Raw genomic sequence first — 20,854 nt, forward strand, 5'->3', positions numbered from 1 at the left:
TCATTATTAAAAAAGAATGATAAACAAAATTTTCATTTTATCCGCAGTTATTGCCTTCTTGGGCTTATCCGCACAGAAAACGCATACTGTTGCGCCAAAAGAAACGCCTTACGGGATTTCCAAACAATACGGTTTGTCCATCGATGAATTGTACAAATTGAATCCGTCCAAAAAAGACGGAGGTTTGAAGATTGGTGATGTTTTGATAGTGGCTAAAACTGGAAGTTCAGCAAAAACTGTAACGACAAAAGTAACGCCAACGACTGTTGTGTCCACATCTGGGAAAACAGGAACAATTATCCTGCAGCCAAAACAAACCGTTTACGGCATTACAAAACAATACAAAATCTCCGAAGCTGATCTCAGAAAACTTAATCCAGAATTGGATTCTCATCTGAAAATCGGGGATAAGATCACTTTACCATTGGATAATATTCAAAAGTATTCGGGTTCTTCTGCCAATATTACTCAAACAACAACTATTGCTGAAACAAACCCTGCTACAAAAACGGAGACTTTAACGTCTCAAGCTGGAAAAGGTTTATATGTTGTTCAGGCAAAAGATAATTACTACAAAATTTCCAAGCAGTTCAATCTGACCCAGAAACAATTATTTGCACTCAATCCAGGCTTGGAAACTACAGGTTTGAAACCTGGCGAAACCATCAAAGTTTCAGGTTCTGAAATGATTAATGTTGAGGATAATTCTCAGAATAATAGCACCTCTGCTCCGGTAACAAAAACTGTTGCTTCAAATCAGACTTCTGCACCAAGTGCAACGTCTTCAGCTTCAGGAAATACTTCTACTTCGGAGGATGACTATGTGACTTACAGCGTTCAAAGTGGCGACACAATGTTCAGCATTATGAACCATTTCAACGTGACTTTGGATCAGTTGATTTCACTTAATCCAAATCTAGTTGACGGACTAAAAGCCGGAATGACTCTGAAGATCAAAAAGCAGGATCCGATGTATTCCAAAAAATCAGGTGATGTCTTGAGCGTCGTTTTGATGTTGCCTTTCGGTTTTGATGCTAATGATGCCAAGTATAGAACAATGTCTATGGATTTCCTGACTGGTGCTAAATTGGCCGCTGAAAGAAATGCGAAAAGCGGACAAAAACTGGACATCAAAGTTGTAGACGCCGGAAACGAGAATACTTTTAAAAATAGTCTTTCTCAGATCAATCAGGATAATACCGATCTCATTGTTGGACCGTTTTTCAAATCAAGTATTTTGGAAGTTCTTAATTATGTGAACGACAAAAAAATCCCTGTAGTTGCACCTTTTGCGAATTCTGAGGATCTTTTTGATTATAATAATCTGATTATTATCGAAACGGAAAACTCTGTATATTCAGACAGAATCGTGAAGGAAGTAGCGCAGGTTTATCAGGATCAGAAAATATACATTGTTGCAGATAATTCCAAAGCAAACGCTAATGCGATCAAAGCTGGTTTGGAAAAATCTCTACCAAAAGCAAACGTTGTGATCGTGAATTCATCCAATGATATTCAGCTGGAAAATAATATGATGACAGGACAATCTGTTCCTGTAATCGCAGTTTTGGCGGATGATGACGAGTCTGCCGGAAGTGCATTCGCTTCTAAAATTATTGCTTTAGGAAAGCAGACGGAAGGCGTGAAAGCGTTCAGTATGTTTTACAATGCAAGTTTTGAGAAAAATGTAGATGATCTTTCCAAAGCAAGTCTGGTTTATCTGATGGACAGAAAAATCAATTATGACGGCGATTTTGAAAAAGAAATTCTTGCAGATTACAAAGCAAAATACTGCAAAGCACCTTCCAAATACGCTGTTATTGGTTTTGATGTGATGAATGATATGCTAACAAGAGAAAACAAGAAAGGAGAAATTTTTAAACAAATCAATAAATCGCAAACTCAGCTTGCAACAAAATTCGAATTTGTAAAAGCGAAACCAAATGGGGCATATATCAACAATGGTTACAGAGTAGTTAGATTGATGCAATAATTTAAAAAGTTAATAAGATTTAGATATAATTAAATGAAAGCACTTGTATTTCCTGGTCAGGGTTCACAATATGTAGGAATGGGAAAAGAATTGTATGACTCCCGAAAAGATGTGAAAGACTTGATGGATTCTGCCAATGAGATTCTTGGTTTTGACCTCGTTTCTATAATGTTCAGCGGAACAGATGAAGACCTCAAAAAAACCAGCGTTACTCAGCCTGCGATATTTTTACATTCTGTTGCAACAGTTAAAGTGGCCAATGGTTTGGGCGCAGAAATGGTTGCCGGACATTCTTTAGGAGAATTTTCCGCTTTGGTTGCCAATGGCGTTTTGTCTTTTGAAGACGGACTGAAGTTGGTTTACGAAAGAGCAAAGGCAATGCAAATGGCTTGCGACATCAATCCAAGTTCTATGGCAGCAATTCTTGGTTTGGAAGATTCTAAAGTAGAGGAGATTTGCGCTGAGATTGAAGGAATCGTGGTTCCTGCGAATTACAACTGTCCTGGACAATTGGTGATTTCCGGCGAAACAACTTCCGTGGAAAAAGCTTGTGAAGCTTTGAAAGCGGCTGGCGCAAAAAGAGCTTTGATCTTGCCTGTGAATGGCGCTTTCCACTCACCTTTGATGATGCCTGCTCAGGAGAGATTGGCAGCTGCAATAGAAAAAACTAATTTCCGAAAAGCGACAATTCCGGTTTATCAGAATATTACTACAACTGCGGTTTCTGATCCGGAAGAAATTAAAAAGAATCTGATTGCACAATTGACAGGTCCTGTAAAATGGACGCAAAGTGTGCAGAATATGATTAAAGACGGCGCAAGTAATTTCATCGAAGTTGGACCTGGAAAGACACTTCAAGGTTTGATTAAGAAAATCAATCCGGAAGTTTCCGTAGCTTCAGCGATGTAATTTTTTAGCTTCTAAGAATAAAATGTCTTTAGAAATTGATTGAACATCTTTTTTTAAAAGCTCCGAAGGAGTGGAATGTTTGTAGAAAATGATGGTTCCTTTTAGAAAAAGCTCTGAAGGAGCGACACGTTAATTTTCTAGAGTTCTTTATAAATTAAAATTGAACAGCACGTATGAAGAGAATTTTTTCTCCCGGTAAATTGATGCTGACCTCAGAATATGTTGCTGTTGATGGTGCTCTTGTCCTGGCTGTTTCCACAAAGCTAGGACAAGAGTTTTTTTTTACTGAAGAAAATGATAGCAAATCGTTGATCTACTGGAATGCTTTTCATCAAAACCAATTGTGGCTGGAAACAATCATTGACTATCAAAATTGGGAAATCCTCGAAACTAATAATCAAAAAGCATCTGAGTTCATCCTGAAAGTTCTGAAAAATGTTCAGGACCTTTCTGATATTAAATTTAAATCTAATACTTCTTATCAGCTTAAAACCAATCTGCAGTTTCCACCAGATTTTGGGTTAGGAAGCAGTTCTACTTTGATGAGCAATCTCGGCGAATGGGCGGAAATCGATCCTTTTGTCCTTAATGAAATAAGTCTTGGCGGAAGTGGATACGACGTTGCAGTGGCGAAAGAGAAATCTGCAATTTTGTACAGCCGTTTTCCGGAAAGAGTTTATGAGAAAGTGATTTTTGATCCAATTTTCAAAGATGAGTTGATATTCATTCATCTCAATCAAAAACAAGATACGCGGGAAGGAATTTCTCATTACAAATCAAAACCGACTTCAACGGAATTAATCAATCAATATTCTGAATTAACTAAAACGATTGTCAAAAGCCGAACTTTAGAAGAATTTTCACAATTGATGACTCTTCACGAAGAAAAACTTTCCGATTTTCTTGGAATTGCAACTGTAAAAGAAAAATATTTCCAAAACTGTCCCAGCTTTGTCAAAAGTTTGGGCGCTTGGGGTGGAGATTTCGTTCTCACGTCCAAATTTGGAGATTATGAAGCCTATTTTAAAACACAAGGTTTCGATAAAATATTTTCTTGGCAAGATTTAATTGATTGATTATTAATTATTTATGAATAAATTTTAAACTGATGAAAATCAGTTAATAAAAACTTTCATAGTTCGCTGATATTTTTACATTTGTCCCAACACCTTTAATCTTCAAAAAAAATTAAAAATGGACAAGCTAAAATCTTATCTTGAACGTCAAGGCATTTTCAATCCCAAAGAAATCTTCCACAATCCTACTTACGAAGAAATTTTCCAGGCAGAAATGGATCCTAAAAATTCCGGCTTTGCCAAAGGAGTTTTGACTAAATCGGGAGCAGTTGCAGTAAAAACAGGGATTTTCACAGGCAGATCTCCAAAAGATAGATACATCGTGAATGACAAAGTTACGCAGGATACGATCTGGTGGGATGGAACCATCAACCGCCCTACAACCGTGGAAATTTTTGATGAGCTGAAAGACATTGTCACCAAAGATCTTTCCGATGAAAGTATTTACGTGGTCGATACTTACTGCGGATCAAACGAAGATACAAGACTTAAAGTAAGATTCGTAACCAAAGTGGCTTGGCAAGCGCATTTTGTGATGAATATGTTCATCCGTCCTTCTCATTATGATCTTCAGAACTATGGTGAGCCGGATTTTGTAGTGATTAATTCTTCCGAATCCGTAAATCCAAACTGGGAACAACAAGGATTAAACTCCGAAGTTTTCGTAATGTTTGACTTGACCAAGAAAATGCAGATCATCGGCGGAACTTGGTACGGCGGTGAAATGAAAAAAGGAATGTTCGCCATTATGAATTATTACCTTCCGCTGAAAGGAATGGCGTCAATGCACTGCTCTGCAAACGTTGGTGAGAAAGGCGATGTTGCCGTTTTCTTCGGACTTTCCGGAACAGGAAAAACGACACTTTCCGCAGATCCAAAACGATATTTGATTGGCGATGATGAACACGGCTGGGACAACAACGGTGTTTTCAATTATGAAGGTGGCTGTTATGCAAAAGTGATTGACCTTAGCAAGGAAAAAGAACCGGATATTTATGGCGCAATAAAAAGAGATGCACTTTTGGAAAATGTTGTAACAGATGACCAAGGAAATGTAGATTATGCCGACGGATCTATCACAGAAAATACAAGAGTTTCCTATCCAATTTATCACATCAGCAAGATTGTATTGCCATCGAAAGCTGGCCACGCAAGTAAGATTATTTATCTTTCTGCTGATGCATTTGGAGTTTTACCGCCGGTTTCAATTTTAACAGAATGCCAGGCACAATATCATTTCCTTTGCGGATATACTTCCAAATTAGCAGGAACAGAACTCGGAATCACAGAACCGACGCCATCTTTTTCTCCGGCATTCGGTGAGGCATTTTTGACGCTTCATCCAACAATGTATTCCAAAACTTTGATTGGAAAAATGAAAGAGCACAATGCAAAAGCTTATTTGGTAAACACCGGCTGGAACGGAACAGGCAAAAGAATTTCGTTGAAAGATACAAGAGCAATCATAGATGCAATCATAGATGGAAGCATTGATAAAGCCGAAACAGATCACGTTCCAATTATGAATCTGGAATTCCCCACTTCTCTTCCGAATGTTTCCGAACATATTTTGGATCCCAGAGATACTTACGAGAATAATTCTGATTGGGAGAAGAAAGCTAAAGATTTGGCAAAAAAATACATCAAATATTTTGAGCAATTTGCCGATAATGATGAAGCTCGTGAACTGATTTCTTCTGGTCCGGTTTTGTCAAAAGTTCATCAGGATTAGAAAATAAATAGTTGTAAATCAAATGCTTGAATAAATGAACTGCCCCAAAAAGTGTTTAACTTTTTTGGGGTATTTTTTTATGGGAATATCAAAATATGGTTTAGAGTTTAAAGATTTGTAAAGATGAGATTCTTGATTATCTCGTAATAAAAATAGGATCAGTAGGGGGTGCTTTGGATAAAACGGTGGCTCGCATTTTAAAATAATGATTACAGATAAAATAAAGGAAGTCGGGCAGCATTGATTCCAAATAAGAACTTTTTGGTATTAATATACAATCTCGACAGATATAATTAAACTAAAAAAAGAGTCCGGTACAGTACCTAACTCTTTCCTCTAATAATTTTGTCTAATCTTTTGGCTCCGATTTGATCTACGGGATTTTGTTTTTAATCTTTATATTCAAAAAGTAATATTTTCTTGATGTCCGGATGCAAGCTCAGATAAACTGCGCTATTCTTTACCGTATGCTCGATAAAATCCTGCTCTTCTGCTGTATAAGATTTTGGAAATTTGAATACTGCGAAAATCTCACCAATTCTTCTTGGTTCAAAATACATTGTTTTTTTAAGTTCGCAAGTCGCTCCTGTAATATCAACGTGTCTGTCTTTCCCCAAAACTACGAGGGATGCAAACGCACTTTCTGCCAATGCCGTTGCAAAAATATCTGTTGGAGAAAAATGTTCTCTTACAGTGAAGTCGTTAGAAGGAACATAAGTTGAGAAAACTTCGCCAGAAGCTTCGTGTACAGATTCAATTTTTGAGTCGCCTAAGTAAGTTGTTTTTGAAGTCATAACGATAGTTTTTTAATTTGTTTTTCTGTAATAAATTTACGCCATTTTTTCGGATTTCTAAATTTCAAATATTAATTATTGTCAAAATATGATAAAATTTATATTTGATTCATCAATCTAAAAATGAAAAATATCCTTCGCCATATTGTAAGCACTTTCAAAATGAAGTAGATTCTGATGAATATCTAATTTCTCCGATGACATAAAAGTAAAAACCTTCTCCGTCGGCATATTTCCAACCAGATCATCCTTCGCCATAGGACAGCCGCCAATGCCTTTTATTGCACTGTCAAACCTCCTGCAGCCTTCATCATAAGCTGCTTTTAATTTGATGTAAGAATCCTCATACCGATTATGGAAATGGGCTCCGAAATTAATCTCAGGATATTTTGAAGGAATTTTATTAAACAAAAGCGAAATTTTCTCAACATTCCCAACGCCTGTTGTGTCAGAAAGTAAAATATCTTTAATGCCGATTTCTTCAAAACGTTTCGCCCAAAAATCCACATCTTCCCATTTCCAGCTTTCGCCATAAGGATTCCCGAATGCCATAGAAAAATAAAGATTCAGTTGTCGGCTTTCAGATTTTGCTAATTCCAGAATTTGTACAACTTCAGAAAAAGCTTCTTCTCGACTTTTATTAGTATTCCGATGTTGAAATGTTTCTGAAATAGAAAACGGGAATCCCAAAATATCAACCTGCTCATGACTTAATGCCTTTTCTGCACCTTTAAGATTGGCCACAATTACGGATAGTTTCGTATTGGAAAGAGATTTATCAATTTCGTCCAGCACAGTTCCGGAATCCGCCATTTGAGGCATCGTTTTCGGGTTCACAAAGCTGCCGCAATCCAGCACATCAAAACCGACTTCCATCAGCCTGTTGATGTAATCTATCTTCGTTTGCGTGGGAATCATTTCTCCCCAGCCTTGCATCGCGTCTCTAGGACATTCGGTTAAGAACATTTGTCTATTTTTAAATTTAATTTGGGCAGCTATTTGACTTCGTCGAAAGCTATTTATTGTTTTTTTATGGCAGCTTTTCCGCCTTCCACTCCCAAACCTAACGGAGTGGTTCGACGAAGTCAATCTTTTTTGCAGAAAATTTCCATTTCAATAGAACTTTTGGACCACGCAAAAAAGGATTTCCGCTCAAGTCGGGCTGCAATTACAGGAAATAACAAATTTTCAATGAACTTAGAAGTTTTCTATTCTATTCATCTTTCAACTCTGTCACGAATTGTTTGTTGTTCACTCCATAAATATATAACTTTGCGGAGATATAGCAAATTATATGGAAAACATCCAATTGGACGGCGTTTGGAAAGAAAAACTCCTGAACAGATTCATCACATACATCAAGATATTTTCAACCAGCGACGCAGAAAGCGAGACCACGCCTTCTACGGAAAGACAGTGGGATATTGCGAATTACCTTCACAAAGAATTGCAGGAACTCGGTTTGGAAGACGTCAGTATCGATGACAAAGGCTATATTTTTGGATTCATTCCTTCCAATATTGAGGAAACCGTTCCACAAGTTGGATTCATTGCCCATTACGACTCTTCTCCCGATTTTAATGGCGAGAATGTGAATCCGCAGATCTGGGAAAATTATGACGGCGAAGATTTGCTATTAAATAAAGAAACAGGATTTACATTGTCTTCAACCAAATTTGAAGCTTTAAAAAAATACATCGGACAAACCATCATCACGACAGACGGAACCACATTATTGAGTGCCGATGACAAAGCCGGTGTTGCAGAGATTGTAACAGCCGCAGAATTTCTTTTAGCAAATCCTCAAATCAAACACGGACGTATTTCAATCGGATTCAATCCGGATGAGGAAATTGGAAGAGGTGCGCATCATTTTGATGTAGAAAAGTTCGGAGCAGAGTGGGCTTACACAATGGATGGCGGCGAAATAGGGGAGTTAGAATATGAAAACTTCAACGCCGCAGGGGCAGTTGTAAAAATCCACGGATTATCTGTTCATCCAGGTTATTCATTCGGTAAAATGCTGAATGCAGGATTGGTGGCTTCAGAGTTTATCAGTTCATTACCAGAAAATGAAACACCGGCAACAACAAAAGGTTTTGAAGGATTTTTTCACTTGACAGATTTCGAAGGTGATGTTTCCGAAGCTAAACTTCAATATATCATCCGCGACCACGACGATCAGAAATTCGAAGAAAGAAAAAAAATAATCACTGAAAAAGTACAGGCAATCAACCAAAAATATGGAGAGAAAACGGCTGAGATAGAAATCAAACCGCAATATCTTAATATGAAAAAACAATTCGAAGGCAAAATGCACATCATTGATATTGCTGAACAAGCATTAAAAAATGCAGGTGTTGAACCTAAGATCAAAGCCATCCGGGGAGGAACTGATGGTGCGCAATTATCTTACATGGGATTACCTTGTCCAAATATATTCGCTGGAGGACATAATTTCCATGGTCCTTACGAATTCGTACCTTTGGAGAGCATGATTGCCGCAGTTAACGTTATCGTTCAAATTGCACAATTGGTAAAGTAATTGATTCATTAAATCAAATAAAATTCTGAATGACAATCAAAGAAAATCAACAAGAATTAGTAGAAGAATTCTCCTTTCTGGAAGATTGGGAGCAGAAATACGAATATATCATAGACTTAGGAAAGGAACTGAAAGGACTTCCTGAAGATAAAAAAACAAATGACAATCTCATCCGGGGCTGCCAGTCCAAAGTATGGATAGATGCAGAACATAAAGATGGGAAATTGTTCTTCAATGCGGATTCTGACGGGATTCTGCCGAAAGGAATCGTTTCGCTTCTGGTAAGAATTTACAGTGGACATTCTACGCAGGAAATCCTGGATTCTGATTTTGATTTTATTTCACAAATCGGATTGCAGGAATTTCTCTCGCCATCCAGAGCTAATGGGCTAATGGCTATGACAAAACAAATCAAATTTTACGCAGTTGCATTTCAACTAAAGAAGTAGGTGAAGACTATTTTAGCATATCGTTTTTCCGCATTTGGAGATGTCGCGATGACCGTTCCTGTCTGCATCGAGTTTCTGGAGCAGAATCCTGATGTAGAAATAATATTTATCAGCAGAGAACATTTTAGAGATCTTTTTACTGGTCATCCAAGACTTACTTTTAAAGGCATCAGCTTTGATGATTACAAAGGCGTTTTTGGTATCAGAAAATTGACGAGACAGCTGATCAAGGATTTCAAACCGGATTACGTTGCTGATCTTCATGATGTGATAAGAACAAAGATGGTGAATTCTATTTTCAAAAGGCACCGTTACAAAGTTTTTAAAATCAACAAAGGCAAGGAGGAAAAGGAGAAATTGACCAATGTTTGGAATCTAGATAAAAAACCACTTAAAAGAACTGTGGAACGCTATGCAGACGTTTTTCGCAAAATGGGTTTCTCCTTGGAATTATCACATAAATACCGCTCGACTTCCAACGAAAAAAGTGGAATTGGTTTTGCGCCTTTTGCTCAGCACAAGGGTAAAATGATGCCTTTGGAGAAGTCTTTTGAATTGGCGAGGATTCTTGCAAAAAAACATAAAATCTATTTCTTTGGCGGTGGAAAAGAAGAAGACGAAATCCTGCGAAAATGGGAAAGTCAAATTCCCAATACATTGAGCCTTTCCGGAAAATTATCTCTGAAGGAAGAATTACAGAAAATCTCAGAATTGGAAACAATGATTTCTATGGATTCGGCAAATATGCATTTGGCAAGCCTTATGGGAACCAGATGCGTTTCTGTTTGGGGATCTACCCATCATTTTGCAGGTTTTTTGGGTTATGGACAAAGCGAGGATGATATTGTCCACGTCAAAGATCTGTCGTGCAGGCCTTGTTCGGTTTTTGGCGATAAGGAATGTTTCCGGGGAGATTATGCATGTCTTGAGGAACTTAATATTCAGAAAATTATCGACAGAATATGAAGCTAAGTATTTGTATTCCTGTTTTTAATTTCGATGTTAATCAATTGGTTAATGACCTTTATGATCAAATCAGTGCTGACCTTTTGGACGCAGAAATTATTCTGATAGATGACGCTTCTGGTAAAGAATTTTGGTCAATCAACAAAAATTTGGAGGAGAAAGTAAGTCAATTTATTTTTCTAAAAGAAAATATTGGACGATCTAAAATCCGAAATTCATTCTTAAAATATGCTCAGTCAGAATATTTACTTTTCCTGGATTGCGACGGAAAAGTCATTCATAAAAATTTTCTAAAAACCTATTTTGATTTCATTAACAGGCGAAATCCGGATGTCATTTTTGGAGGCAGAAAGGTAAGTAAAGTAAAACCACCTTCGGAATACGGATTGCGATGGAAATTTGCAACAGAGAGAGAGAATCTGCCTGTAAAACAACGTCTTAAGGAGCCGTATTTAGATTTTCAAACCAATAATTTCGTTGTTAAAAAATCTATTTTACAGAAAATCCAATTCAATGAAGCGATTACGCAATACGGATATGAAGATCTTGTTTTTTCCAAAGATCTGTGCGATCATCAGATCAAAATTGATCATATCGATAATGCTATTTTTAATAATGATGTGGAAAATAATATTGTTTTTCTATCAAAAGCTGATCAGTCGGCAAAGAGTCTGGCGCAATTGATTATGACGGATCAAAATTTCAAAAAAGTGTCACAAATCAGATTAGCAAAGGCATATCTCATTATGAAGAAAACTGGGACTATATATATTTACAGGCTGATATATAACTTATTGAAATCCCAAATTGAAAAAAAACTGCTAACCGGAAATTCTTCATTGAGGCTTTTGGATCTTTATAAATTGGGCCAGCTTATTGGTTATATGAATAAGGTGATTTAATTTGCTCATAACTAAGCTCCAATCCAATATTAGCAACATTCAGCAAAGTCGCAAGTTTGAAGGCGTAATAGCCCACAAGCATTCCAAAAGTATTTAAGAAAACATCATCTATATCTGCTGTTCCTCTTGCTGTATAATATTGAGTCAATTCTATCAAAGAAATTCCACAGATAAAAAGAAAAAACAAAAGCGGTAGATTGTTCAGTCTTTTAATTAATAATCCTAACCAGCCAAAAGGAATAAATACCAATATATTCCCTACGATATTGACCATAAATTTTTGCGAGAAAAAATCATTGTATCGTAAAAAGTAGGTAATGCTTTGAAGCGGATTAAGTTGCAAAATACCTAACTCCGGATGTCTTCCGCAACCGTAAAACATCATGTATAACAGAAAGAAAGTGTAGATGGGTAGTAACACTGCATAATATCTTTTCATAGGTTTCCTTTTGAGGATTAGTAATAAAAAAAGGAGTTTTTCTACACCATATATGTTTTTATAATTTTATCTGCAACACACATCAAAAATCTTTCCTAAAATCGAAAGTTAAACAATTGATTAATTTTATTATAAAAACTTTAACATTTATATTAATTATAGGTTAATAAATTAAGAAAATTTTAAGAAATATGAGTTGTGACTTCTTTTTAAAAATGAAAGTTCACATGTTTCCTGCAACTTTTCATGTCTTAATTATGGCTTTTGGTTTCATTGGAACGAATACAAGTCAGGAAAGATATGCCATAGATTACTGCTTTTGTCTATTTTAAAATACAGCATTTGTGACAAATTTTGCATGCCGTATAAAAAATAATTATGATCAACAAGAAGACGTTAATATTGGGAGCCACAACAGATTCTACAAAATATGCATATTTGGCTGCGGGGCGACCCATCTGTTACGGTTATTCTATAATTAATATCGGATTAAAATCCGGAAAAGTTGCCGGAGTTCCAATTGAAATGGCTGAAGTGATCTATACAGATATTCATACGATTACAATTTATATCGGTCCCGAAAAGCAGAAAGATTTGTACGATTATATCCTTAAAACAAATCCAAAACGAATCATTTTCAACCCAGGTACAGAAAATGACGAACTTCAAAAACTGGCCAACGCAAGTGGCATCGCTACAGAAAATGCCTGTACATTGGTCTTGTTATCATTAGATCAATATTAATGTAAATTCAGCTTTTAAAATCCTCCACCTCAGCGCCTTGATGGTTAAGGTATTTGGTTTTAAAGCCTAAAGGTGTATCTCCTGTTTTTATAAAAAAGAGTCGGCTGAAATAGGCAGGATCTTCATAGCCCAGATCATAGGCAATCTCCTTGGCACTTTTAGGAGTATAAATCAAGAGTCTTTTGGCTTCCAAAATAATACGGCTTTTGATGATTTCATTAGGCTGAGGCAGATTCATCCGCTTAAATTTATGGGTCAAAGTTTTTGGGGCAATAGCAAGTATATCGGCGTAGTCTGCAACGCTGTGTTTTTCTTTGTAATTTGCCTCAACCAGTTGGGTAAATCGTCTGAAAAATTCAATATCATGATTGTGCTGAGCCAAGTTACTATTCAGATGCTGCAATTTCCATAGCCTTGTGGACTTAATGAAAAGCTGTTTAAGGTAAGTACGGAGCATTTCTTCCTGTGAGGATTCATTCAAAATAAACTCATTTTCGATCTGAAAAAATAAATTATTTATAAATTCAGATTCGGGATGAGGCACTGCTGTCATCGGCATATTATGAATGTTGTTGTACAGCAGCCCGTCACACGCCACCTCATCATCATGAATCTGGATGCAGTAAAAATCCTGATTATAAAAGATAAGATGACCCGGTTGATCACAAAGTTCTTCAATACTCAGCATCTGGTTCGGGCTTATAAAAAATAGAGAAGGACCTGCAGTTTCATATACTTTAAAATCTACCTTGATCTTACAGTCTTTCGACAGATACAGAACTTTGATGTACGACTGGTAAGCTTCGGAATTAATCACATCCAGGCTTTTGCTGTCCACCAGCACCATACCTATTTTCTTTAGGCTTACATCAAAAATATGTTGTTTCATCTTAGCTCTTGGTGTTAAAAGCCTGTCCGTGTTAGGGACAAGCTCAGTTGTTAATTTAAAGGTCTGGAAAACTTATGAAAGTAAAGACAAGTAAGGATTATTTTCTTGCAAACTTTTCTAGTTCTGTATTGAATTTTTCCATTTCTTCTATGAATAAAGCATGTCCGCTTTTTTCAAATTTCACGATATATGAATTTTTGATGCCTTTATGCAGCTGTTCTGCAAAGACAAAATCACATAATTTATCCTTAGTTCCGTGGAAGATGGCAACTGGAACTTTTATTTTTGATAATGCCGGGCGAAGGTCAAGATCACGCAGTGCAATTATTGATTGTGTAGTTGCATACGGTGAAGCATCAGCATTGATACTTGCCAGCCATTGTGACATTTCCGGAGAGATTGAATTTTCAGAAGCTCCGAAAGCTTTTCCAAAATCGGCAATCAATTGCTGTCTGTTGGTTTTTGTGGTTTGGATTAATCCTGCAGCAGCCTCATCTGAAGCGCCATATTGAAAACCTTCGCGCTGTTTCCAAGATGGAGCAGCAGCTGCAAAGAGCGCAAGTTTGCCTACGTGGGCACCATTGTATTTGTCCATATAGTGAAGGACAACAGCACCGCCCATAGAAAATCCGCCCAGGACAGCATTGTTTATTTTTAATTTTTCCATTACCACTTTGATGTCATCGGAAAAAACATCAAAATCATATTTGCCGTAAGGTCTGTCTGATTTTCCAAAGCCTCTCAGTGAGATTCCGATTACCCGGAAGCCTTTCTCTACAAAATATTGGTACTGATATTCATACATTGCGTCATTTAATGGCCATCCGTGTATCAGTACAATGGGTTGACCATTACCAAGATCTGTAACATGAAGCTTCACATTAGGCTCAACCTCTACAAACTCCGATCTTCCGGCGGATGCAACTGGTCTCTTTGACTGTGCAAATGCTGATTGGTTAAAAATAATTGCACAAAGCAGGACTAAAGTTGAAATAATTGTTTTCATTTTGTTTCTAATTAATGTTAATATTTAGTTGAATAATTACATTGCAAAGATGGGCAGAACAACTAATCGATGAAATGGATAATTAGATGAGTTTATTGTATATTTTTCCCTATGTCAGAATGTACTATAATCGATAAATGAAAAATTACCTCTTTTAAAATTGATCTCAATAGTAGATTCGCATTGAAATATCAAATGTAAAAAAATATTAATTAATTGAAAAACAATAATTTGTGTTTTGTTTAAGAGGGATTTCCTTGGAGCTTATTCCAAAATTTGACTTGACCGTTTAAAAACAAATAATAAATTGCGATTTGTATATATTTCCTATTTTATATTTGAGGTTCTCTTGTTCAATCATTTATTACGGCTTTTCGAAAAGTCTTGTGAAATTTAGGAAGTATGTTACTTTTTCACAAGTATGGAATAAAGATTCGTAACTGGATAAATTATTCCCTTATGCTATTTTAGAGAAACCATTCATAAAAGGCTCAGATAAAATTTAATAACTGGATTTCATTTTATTAATTCTGTTTTTTAATGCCTGTCATCATTAGACAATGTTTGTATTACCGGATTTCGAAAGGAAAAATCTACCATAGTAACCGAATTATATCCATTTCCCATACAGTGACCTTTATGGACTTTTGCACAGGAGAATTTTGTCTCGCTGAAATAATTGGCGTGTCAATTTAGAACCCTTCGAAAAATGAGTATCAATTAAAAAGTTTTCAAAAAATGACAAATCAAAAAAAACGCACCTTGGGTGCATTCGAAAAAACATTCTGGTTACTGGATCAGATCGACTCCAAAGACTTTGCCTTGGCTGCAGAGGTGGAAGGCAAGGTGTCTGTTGCTGCCTGGCGATTGGCCATTACTCAGGTGCAGAAGAGACATCAGAATCTTTCGGCAAGAATCAAAATGGATGAATTTAACAGACCTATTCTGGAGTACAAAGACTCATTAATTATTCCACTTCGTGTACTGGATGTAGAAAATGACTTCAGATGGGAACAAGAAGTTGAAAAAGAATTGGCAATAAGATTCGATACCGACAAGGGTCCGCTCTTACGGATTGTTTTAATTCAAAAACCAGAAAATACCGTATTGATCCTGGTGGCAAACCATACATTGGCGGATGGCGGTTCACTTAATTTTTTATTCAGAGATTTACTAAATGCAGCTACAGGTAAGAAGCTGGAAACACTGCCTCAGCAAAAGTCTAACGATGAAAAGCTGGGATTCCCTGATGATATCGCTAATAAAGATGTTGAAACTGTGCCTTACATCTTTAAAAAAATTGAGCCAGCCTATCCAAAGGTTGAGAGTATCAAGTTTTCTTTTGAAAGTACTTCAAAAATCCTGGAGAGATCCCGCCTGAAAGGTACAACTGTGCACGGTGCAATTTGCGCAGCAGCGGTAATTGCTGTCAGAAAGCTTCGCAGTGAGTGGACTGACAAAAAAATTGAATTGATTTCTCCTATCTGTACAAGGAGTGCTCTGCAAATGGATGACAATTTCGGACTGAACATTACGACACATCCGGTATATTTTGAGAATGCGCAAAATCTTTCCTCTTGGGATATTGCCAGATTTGCAAAAGAAGGTCTGAGGGGAACTGAAAAAGCGGAACACGTAGAAAATTATATCGATTTTTTCAGAAAGCTAACTTTTAACAGTAGTGATATACCGCAGATGATTAATATCTTAAAAGAAGCGTTCAATCATCAAATCATGGTTACAAATCTGGTTAGGGTAAAGTATGACAGTGATTTTGGAAAACTTAAGCTAAAATCGGTTTATGGTCCTATGGTACGATCAGGTAAGGGGATGGAACAGACTATTGGAGCCATAACCACCAATGGTCAGCTTTGTCTTACCAATACAAGTGATCATCCAATAGCAGGAATACTTAGAGAGGTGCAGGGTATTCTGGAAAATGCTTGTGGTTAGAGTCCCCAAGTTTGAATTATGGTAAATGAAAGAGATGGTAAAACAAATAAAGCCACTGAAAACAGTGGCTTTATTTGTTTTGTGGGCCCTGAGGGATTCGAACCCCCGACCCTCTGGGTGTAAACCAGATGCTCTGAACCAACTGAGCTAAGAGCCCCACTGAACGGCTTACCGTTTTGAGTGGTGCAAATATACAACTTATTACTAATTCAACAAATTTTTTTCTAAAAATTCTCCCACTACAAAGTTGCTTCCGCCAATAAAAATCATTTCGTCGGCGGTACAATTCTGTTTTGCAGAAAGATAACCATCCTGAACGGTTTGAAAAATTTTATATGAAATTTTACTTTTTTTCAACAAGTCTTCGTAGGTTTCAGGATTTCGACCCCGGTTGACGGCTGGTTTTACAAAATAATATCGGTCATCTTTGGGCAAAAGGACTAAAACTTCCTCAATTTTTTTATCAGTTACGAATCCTAGAACAATATGTTTCTTTTGAGAATATTCTTTTAATTGTCCAAAAACCTCCATCAATCCATCCTTATTATGCCCCGTATCACAGATTGTCAAAGGATTTTTCGAGAATTCGAACCAGCGGCCAATGAAGTTGGTGTTGTTATAGACATTTAGAAGACCTGATTTTACATTTTCATCAGAGATTGTCAAACCTTGCTTTCTCAACCCATCTACTAAAGCTAAAACCACACGGATATTTTTTTTCTGATATTTTCCTTTGAGGTCAGACTCTAAAGATGTTTCAATAGTTGTCGCATCAATGAATTCCGAATTTAATTCTTTTGCTTTATTAATGATAATTTCTTTCACAGAATCTTTTTCATCTCCGGAAATTACAGCGATTTTCTCTTTGATAATTCCCGCTTTCTCAAACGCGATTTCTTCAATCGTCTCACCGAGTAAGTCCTGATGATCCAATTGAACATTCGTAATCGCAGAAATCAAAGGTTTGATGATGTTCGTAGAATCTAATCGTCCACCCAAACCAACTTCAATAATTGCAAAATCTACATTTTTTTTATAAAAATATTCAAAAGCCATTATGGTTGTGAATTCGAAAAAAGAAGGCTGAATTTCGCTTGGCAGCTGTTTCAGTTTTTGGATGAACTCATAGACAAATTCTTTGTCACAATTCTCACCATTCACTTTGATTCTTTCAGTAAAATCTACCAAATGCGGCGAATTATAAAGTCCGATTTTATAGTCCGATTCCTGAAGAACAGAAGCCAGCATATTGCTCGTAGAGCCTTTTCCGTTGGTTCCGCCAATGTGAATTGTCTTGATCTTATCCTGTGGATTTCCGAAAAAATCACAAAGTTTTTTGATATTGTCCAGTCCAGGTTTGTAAGCGGACGAACCATCTCTCTGATAATTGGGAGCCTGAGCAAAAAGCCAGTCTACAGCGTCTTTATAGTCTTGTGAAGTCATATTTTATGAAAACACAAATTTAAAAATTAGAAATAAATATAAGAGAAAAAGTATTTAGATTTTATAGTTCTGGATTAATCTAAATTTGTGATTTCGGTTACAATTGAAATTAGCAAAATTAAAATTAAAAAACAATCGTATAAGTTCCCTGAGAAATGTTTTGAGACTTCTTTGCTTTCACGTATTTCTTTGTCCAGATAACCGCTGCTGTGACGTTGCAGGCATCTTTGATTCCGCTGCTTCGTCCAGCCGATGTTACGTTTCCAGCTTTGTCCATCGTGATGAACATTATCAATTGGCCTTTGGCTTTACAATTATGAGAAGGTAATTTCCCGGCTTTTCCCATCGTTCCGGGAATGAATGCTGTGAGGAATCTGTCTTTTCCTATTCTGGTAATTTTGTCATCCTTTGGGTCTGTTGTCGGTGTTTCTTTTTTCTCATCTTTTTTCGCCAGTTTTTTGTCCTCAGTTTCAGATTTTGCAGTTTCCTTTTTATCATCTTTTAAAGGCGCAATTTCTTTAGCGATAGAAACCGTGTCTGCAGGTAAAACTTCAACATCTGGAACGTAGATTTCTGGTTTTACGACAGAATCTTGCTCCGGTTCAGCTTCTATTGGTTTTGGAGTTTCTGCTATAAAAGGTTTCGGCTGTTCAGAAACTTTATAATAAAAGGAGTTGAAAGAAAACAAAAGCACAAAAAACAGAAGCGCAACCACATAAAATGCAATCGGCAATCCGGATAATCGTTTTGTTCTTCTTCGGAATTCCATTTATTTTTTTAATTTAAAGCATTAATGATCTTTCTGACTTCTAAAGTCTAATATCTAATTCTATCTACGCAGGTTTATTGATAATGTCCAAAAATTCGTTGGTATGAAACTGAATTTTCATGAGTAAATAATCAACTTTTGAAACCAAAATATTATGAAAGATATAAGATAAAAATCCAACGATCAACCCAATAATTGTAGGAGCCAGAGCTTTATAAAATTCTGCGGCCAAAATATTCTGAGAAACGATTGTTTCTGTTTTTGACAAATTACCAAAAGTGGAAGCTAATATCAAAACGCCTCCCAGAAGTCCAAGCATTGGTGCTGCACCAGAAAGTGTTGCAAGGAAACCAATATTTTTCTCTGCTTTATTAAGTTCTATCTGTGCGTGCGTTTCCATTGCGTTGGCAATTTCGCTGATCGGTCTTCCCAATCTGTTCAGTCCTTTTTCCACGCTTCTGGATTCGGGGGAATTGTCTCTTCTGCAAAAATCAACAGCTGAATGTACACGTCCATCATTCAGAAGGTCGTTTACGTTTTTTAGTAAATAAGGATCAACCTGATTTTCCCGGTTGAGTGAATATAATTTCTGTCCAAAGAAAACGATGGCTGCAATTCCGGAAAATATTAGAATGATGATAAACGTAACGCTTAACAATCCGCCACCAAATAGGAATTCCCAAATAGAAATATGTTGCTCTGCCATAGTTTTTGTTTATTTTTTCTGTTTCAAATTTATGAATAACTTAAGTATTTAAAAGAAGATAAAGTGTCGAATTTGGATCATAATTGAAATTATCAAGTTTGTTTCAAGGTTTCAAAAATCTGTATCACTTCATTAATTTCTGTTTCATCAATTCCGCCAAGAATTCTTTTTACATTTCCTTTTTCATCAAGAACAAAATTTAAAGGATATTTATAAATTCCATTCTTTTCCAAATCCTGAAAAGTAACATTTAGATGCTTAAACTTAAATTGATGTTTTAATAAAAATTTTTCTACTTTCTCTTGCTATCGAAAGTGATTGCTACAAAATTAACGTCTGAACTTAGTTTATTTTGTAATTCAGTTAAGTGTGGCAGCTCTTCAATGCAAGGTCCGCAAGTTGTAAACCAAATATTGATGAATGTTGGCTTTCCGTTTAAACTTTCTATTTTAAAATCTAAATTATTTTCATCTTTCAAATTTTTAACAGGAAACTTTTTGTCTAATAATTTACTGAGAAACGGATCTATACTTTGTGAGCAGAGTAGATTAAAAATCAATACTGTAAAAGTGATTATAAGTTTGTTTTTCATTTTAAAATCAAATTCTAAAAAACAATCTTATATGTTCCTTTGGATAATACAGATGAAGCCTCAGCTTTCACATATTGTTTCACCCAACTTACAGCTGTACTCGCCACGCAAGGGTCAGAAACTCCGCTGAGACGTTTTGCAGAAATTACTTTTCCGGATTTGTCCACAGTATATGATATGCTGATGCTTCCGCTGGCTTGGCAATCGTGGTTGGGCTGTGCGCCGCCGCGTCCCATTGTTCCGGGAATAAAACCAATTAATTTTCTATCAATTCCTATTAAGCTGTTTCCGTCGCCATCGCCGCCGAGAGGGTCGCCATAATTTCCAGGGCCAGTTCCGTTTCCTTGTGAGCCGGATTTTGTACCTCTTCCTTTTAATAAATTTCCTATGGCAGCATTACCACGGCCATCTCCGGTTGCATTTTCTTTTTTAATATCACCTTTAGCGTTGGTCTTTCCGGCTGTTGTTTTGGTAGAGTTTGCAACGGCGGGAGAATTGGTTTTTTCATTTGCTTTTTTGGTTGCAACTGGTGGATTCTTGGTTCTGGTTGGGATTGGAACAGTGTTTTCAGGAATGTCTTTTTCTACTTTTTCCTTGGAAACTTTCGCAACTTCCGCCACAATTTCTTTTTCCTCCTTCTTTTCTACAAGCGGAGCCGGGCTTCCTTCTTCCTCTTTGGGCTCTTCAGGGTCTTTGCCGTTTCTGTTGTCACCGTAGTTGATGCGCATTTCGGTAAGATCAACAGGAATAATTGTTTCGCTGCTTACCGCCGTTTTTTTTGTTGATTTGATAAAGGATATTGGAAGGAAAAATAAAACTGAGAAAATAAAGATACCCACAACCAAAGCTTTGGTCAGCGTAAAGTCATAATGTTTCCGGAATGCGTATGCACCATAAGCCTTATGTCTGTCTTCGAAAATAATATCATCCAGATCCTGATACATAGG

General features: G+C 36.6%; 21 protein-coding genes and 1 tRNA gene. 10 read left to right on the forward strand and 12 right to left on the reverse strand.

Annotated features, from left to right (window positions below):
* The first annotated feature begins 16 nt into the window (after positions 1 to 16).
* The 4 genes from OPU68_RS11010 (at position 17) to pckA (ending at position 5,710) form a co-directional block, all read left to right on the forward strand.
* Positions 17 to 1,993 (forward strand): LysM peptidoglycan-binding domain-containing protein, encoded by a 1,977-nt coding sequence (locus OPU68_RS11010; protein ID WP_498474033.1) that lies wholly within the window; start codon positions 17 to 19, stop codon positions 1,991 to 1,993.
* 33 nt (positions 1,994 to 2,026) lie between these two features.
* A complete protein-coding gene (gene fabD, locus OPU68_RS11015; protein ID WP_498474034.1) occupies positions 2,027 to 2,902 on the forward strand; it encodes an ACP S-malonyltransferase in 876 nt (291 codons plus the stop codon).
* A 173-nt stretch (positions 2,903 to 3,075) separates the two neighbouring features.
* A complete protein-coding gene (locus OPU68_RS11020) occupies positions 3,076 to 3,978 on the forward strand; it encodes a GYDIA family GHMP kinase (RefSeq protein ID WP_498474035.1) in 903 nt (300 codons plus the stop codon).
* A gap of 118 nt (positions 3,979 to 4,096) precedes the next feature.
* A complete protein-coding gene (gene pckA / locus OPU68_RS11025; protein WP_498474036.1) occupies positions 4,097 to 5,710 on the forward strand; it encodes a phosphoenolpyruvate carboxykinase (ATP) in 1,614 nt (537 codons plus the stop codon).
* A gap of 389 nt (positions 5,711 to 6,099) precedes the next feature.
* Here pckA and OPU68_RS11030 read toward each other — a convergent pair whose 3' ends face one another.
* Both OPU68_RS11030 and OPU68_RS11035 read right to left on the reverse strand, forming a co-directional pair.
* A complete protein-coding gene (locus tag OPU68_RS11030; RefSeq protein ID WP_498474037.1) occupies positions 6,100 to 6,504 on the reverse strand; it encodes an OsmC family protein in 405 nt (134 codons plus the stop codon).
* A 117-nt stretch (positions 6,505 to 6,621) separates the two neighbouring features.
* Positions 6,622 to 7,470, reverse strand: coding sequence for a hydroxymethylglutaryl-CoA lyase (locus tag OPU68_RS11035; protein ID WP_498474038.1), 849 nt, complete (start codon positions 7,468 to 7,470; stop codon positions 6,622 to 6,624).
* 328 nt (positions 7,471 to 7,798) lie between these two features.
* On the opposite strand from OPU68_RS11035, the gene pepT reads away from it, so the two are divergent.
* From pepT to OPU68_RS11055, 4 genes are read left to right on the forward strand one after another with little or no spacing between them, the layout of a single operon-like run.
* Positions 7,799 to 9,049: a peptidase T gene (gene pepT, locus OPU68_RS11040; RefSeq protein ID WP_498474039.1), complete on the forward strand. Its 1,251-nt coding sequence runs from the start codon at positions 7,799 to 7,801 to the stop codon at positions 9,047 to 9,049.
* A 29-nt stretch (positions 9,050 to 9,078) separates the two neighbouring features.
* Positions 9,079 to 9,498, forward strand: a complete 420-nt coding sequence (locus tag OPU68_RS11045) for a SufE family protein (protein ID WP_498474040.1) — start codon at positions 9,079 to 9,081, stop codon at positions 9,496 to 9,498.
* Positions 9,499 to 10,464: a glycosyltransferase family 9 protein gene (locus OPU68_RS11050; protein ID WP_498474041.1), complete on the forward strand. Its 966-nt coding sequence runs from the start codon at positions 9,499 to 9,501 to the stop codon at positions 10,462 to 10,464. It abuts the gene before it with no gap.
* Positions 10,461 to 11,366 carry a glycosyltransferase family 2 protein gene (locus tag OPU68_RS11055; RefSeq protein WP_498474042.1) on the forward strand — a complete coding sequence of 302 codons (906 nt, stop codon included), beginning with the start codon at positions 10,461 to 10,463 and terminating at the stop codon, positions 11,364 to 11,366. Before OPU68_RS11050 ends, OPU68_RS11055 begins: the two co-directional genes overlap by 4 nt.
* Here OPU68_RS11055 and OPU68_RS11060 read toward each other — a convergent pair.
* The gene (locus OPU68_RS11060) at positions 11,338 to 11,805 is read right to left on the reverse strand and encodes a VanZ family protein (protein WP_498474043.1); all 468 of its coding nucleotides are present in this window, start codon (positions 11,803 to 11,805) and stop codon (positions 11,338 to 11,340) included. The genes OPU68_RS11055 and OPU68_RS11060 overlap by 29 nt on opposite strands.
* Positions 11,806 to 12,183: 378 nt before the next feature.
* On the opposite strand from OPU68_RS11060, the gene OPU68_RS11065 reads away from it, so the two are divergent.
* Complete coding sequence (locus OPU68_RS11065; protein ID WP_498474044.1) at positions 12,184 to 12,549, forward strand: CoA-binding protein; 366 nt, start codon at positions 12,184 to 12,186, stop codon at positions 12,547 to 12,549.
* Between the two features lie 7 nt (positions 12,550 to 12,556).
* On the opposite strand, the gene OPU68_RS11070 is transcribed toward OPU68_RS11065, so the two are convergent.
* Positions 12,557 to 13,438, reverse strand: coding sequence for a helix-turn-helix domain-containing protein (locus tag OPU68_RS11070; protein ID WP_498474045.1), 882 nt, complete (start codon positions 13,436 to 13,438; stop codon positions 12,557 to 12,559).
* A 97-nt stretch (positions 13,439 to 13,535) separates the two neighbouring features.
* Entirely contained in the window at positions 13,536 to 14,444 is a 909-nt protein-coding gene (locus OPU68_RS11075; RefSeq protein ID WP_498474046.1) for an alpha/beta fold hydrolase, read from the reverse strand.
* A 762-nt stretch (positions 14,445 to 15,206) separates the two neighbouring features.
* Here OPU68_RS11075 and OPU68_RS11080 point away from each other — a divergent pair.
* Entirely contained in the window at positions 15,207 to 16,397 is a 1,191-nt protein-coding gene (locus tag OPU68_RS11080; protein WP_498474047.1) for a condensation domain-containing protein, read from the forward strand.
* A gap of 82 nt (positions 16,398 to 16,479) precedes the next feature.
* Here the strand turns inward: OPU68_RS11080 and OPU68_RS11085 are convergent.
* The 7 genes from OPU68_RS11085 to OPU68_RS11115 all read right to left on the reverse strand — a co-directional run bounded on the left by OPU68_RS11085 (position 16,480) and on the right by OPU68_RS11115 (position 20,851).
* Positions 16,480 to 16,554 (reverse strand) — tRNA-Val (locus tag OPU68_RS11085).
* Positions 16,555 to 16,601: 47 nt separating this feature from the next.
* The gene (locus tag OPU68_RS11090) at positions 16,602 to 17,840 is read right to left on the reverse strand and encodes a bifunctional folylpolyglutamate synthase/dihydrofolate synthase (protein ID WP_498474048.1); all 1,239 of its coding nucleotides are present in this window, start codon (positions 17,838 to 17,840) and stop codon (positions 16,602 to 16,604) included.
* Positions 17,841 to 17,964: 124 nt separating this feature from the next.
* Entirely contained in the window at positions 17,965 to 18,609 is a 645-nt protein-coding gene (locus tag OPU68_RS11095) for a hypothetical protein (RefSeq protein ID WP_498474049.1), read from the reverse strand.
* Between the two features lie 64 nt (positions 18,610 to 18,673).
* Complete coding sequence (locus tag OPU68_RS11100) at positions 18,674 to 19,315, reverse strand: MotA/TolQ/ExbB proton channel family protein (RefSeq protein ID WP_498474050.1); 642 nt, start codon at positions 19,313 to 19,315, stop codon at positions 18,674 to 18,676.
* A gap of 92 nt (positions 19,316 to 19,407) precedes the next feature.
* On the reverse strand, positions 19,408 to 19,548 hold the full coding sequence (locus tag OPU68_RS11105) for a hypothetical protein (RefSeq protein ID WP_498474051.1): 141 nt from the start codon (positions 19,546 to 19,548) through the stop codon (positions 19,408 to 19,410).
* Between the two features lie 59 nt (positions 19,549 to 19,607).
* Positions 19,608 to 19,907: a TlpA family protein disulfide reductase gene (locus OPU68_RS11110; protein WP_498474052.1), complete on the reverse strand. Its 300-nt coding sequence runs from the start codon at positions 19,905 to 19,907 to the stop codon at positions 19,608 to 19,610.
* 14 nt (positions 19,908 to 19,921) lie between these two features.
* Positions 19,922 to 20,851, reverse strand: coding sequence for a ferric siderophore ABC transporter substrate-binding protein (locus OPU68_RS11115; RefSeq protein ID WP_498474053.1), 930 nt, complete (start codon positions 20,849 to 20,851; stop codon positions 19,922 to 19,924).
* Between the last annotated feature and the right edge of the window lie 3 nt (positions 20,852 to 20,854).

This window comes from Chryseobacterium sp. TB1-D10 (assembly GCF_059803555.1).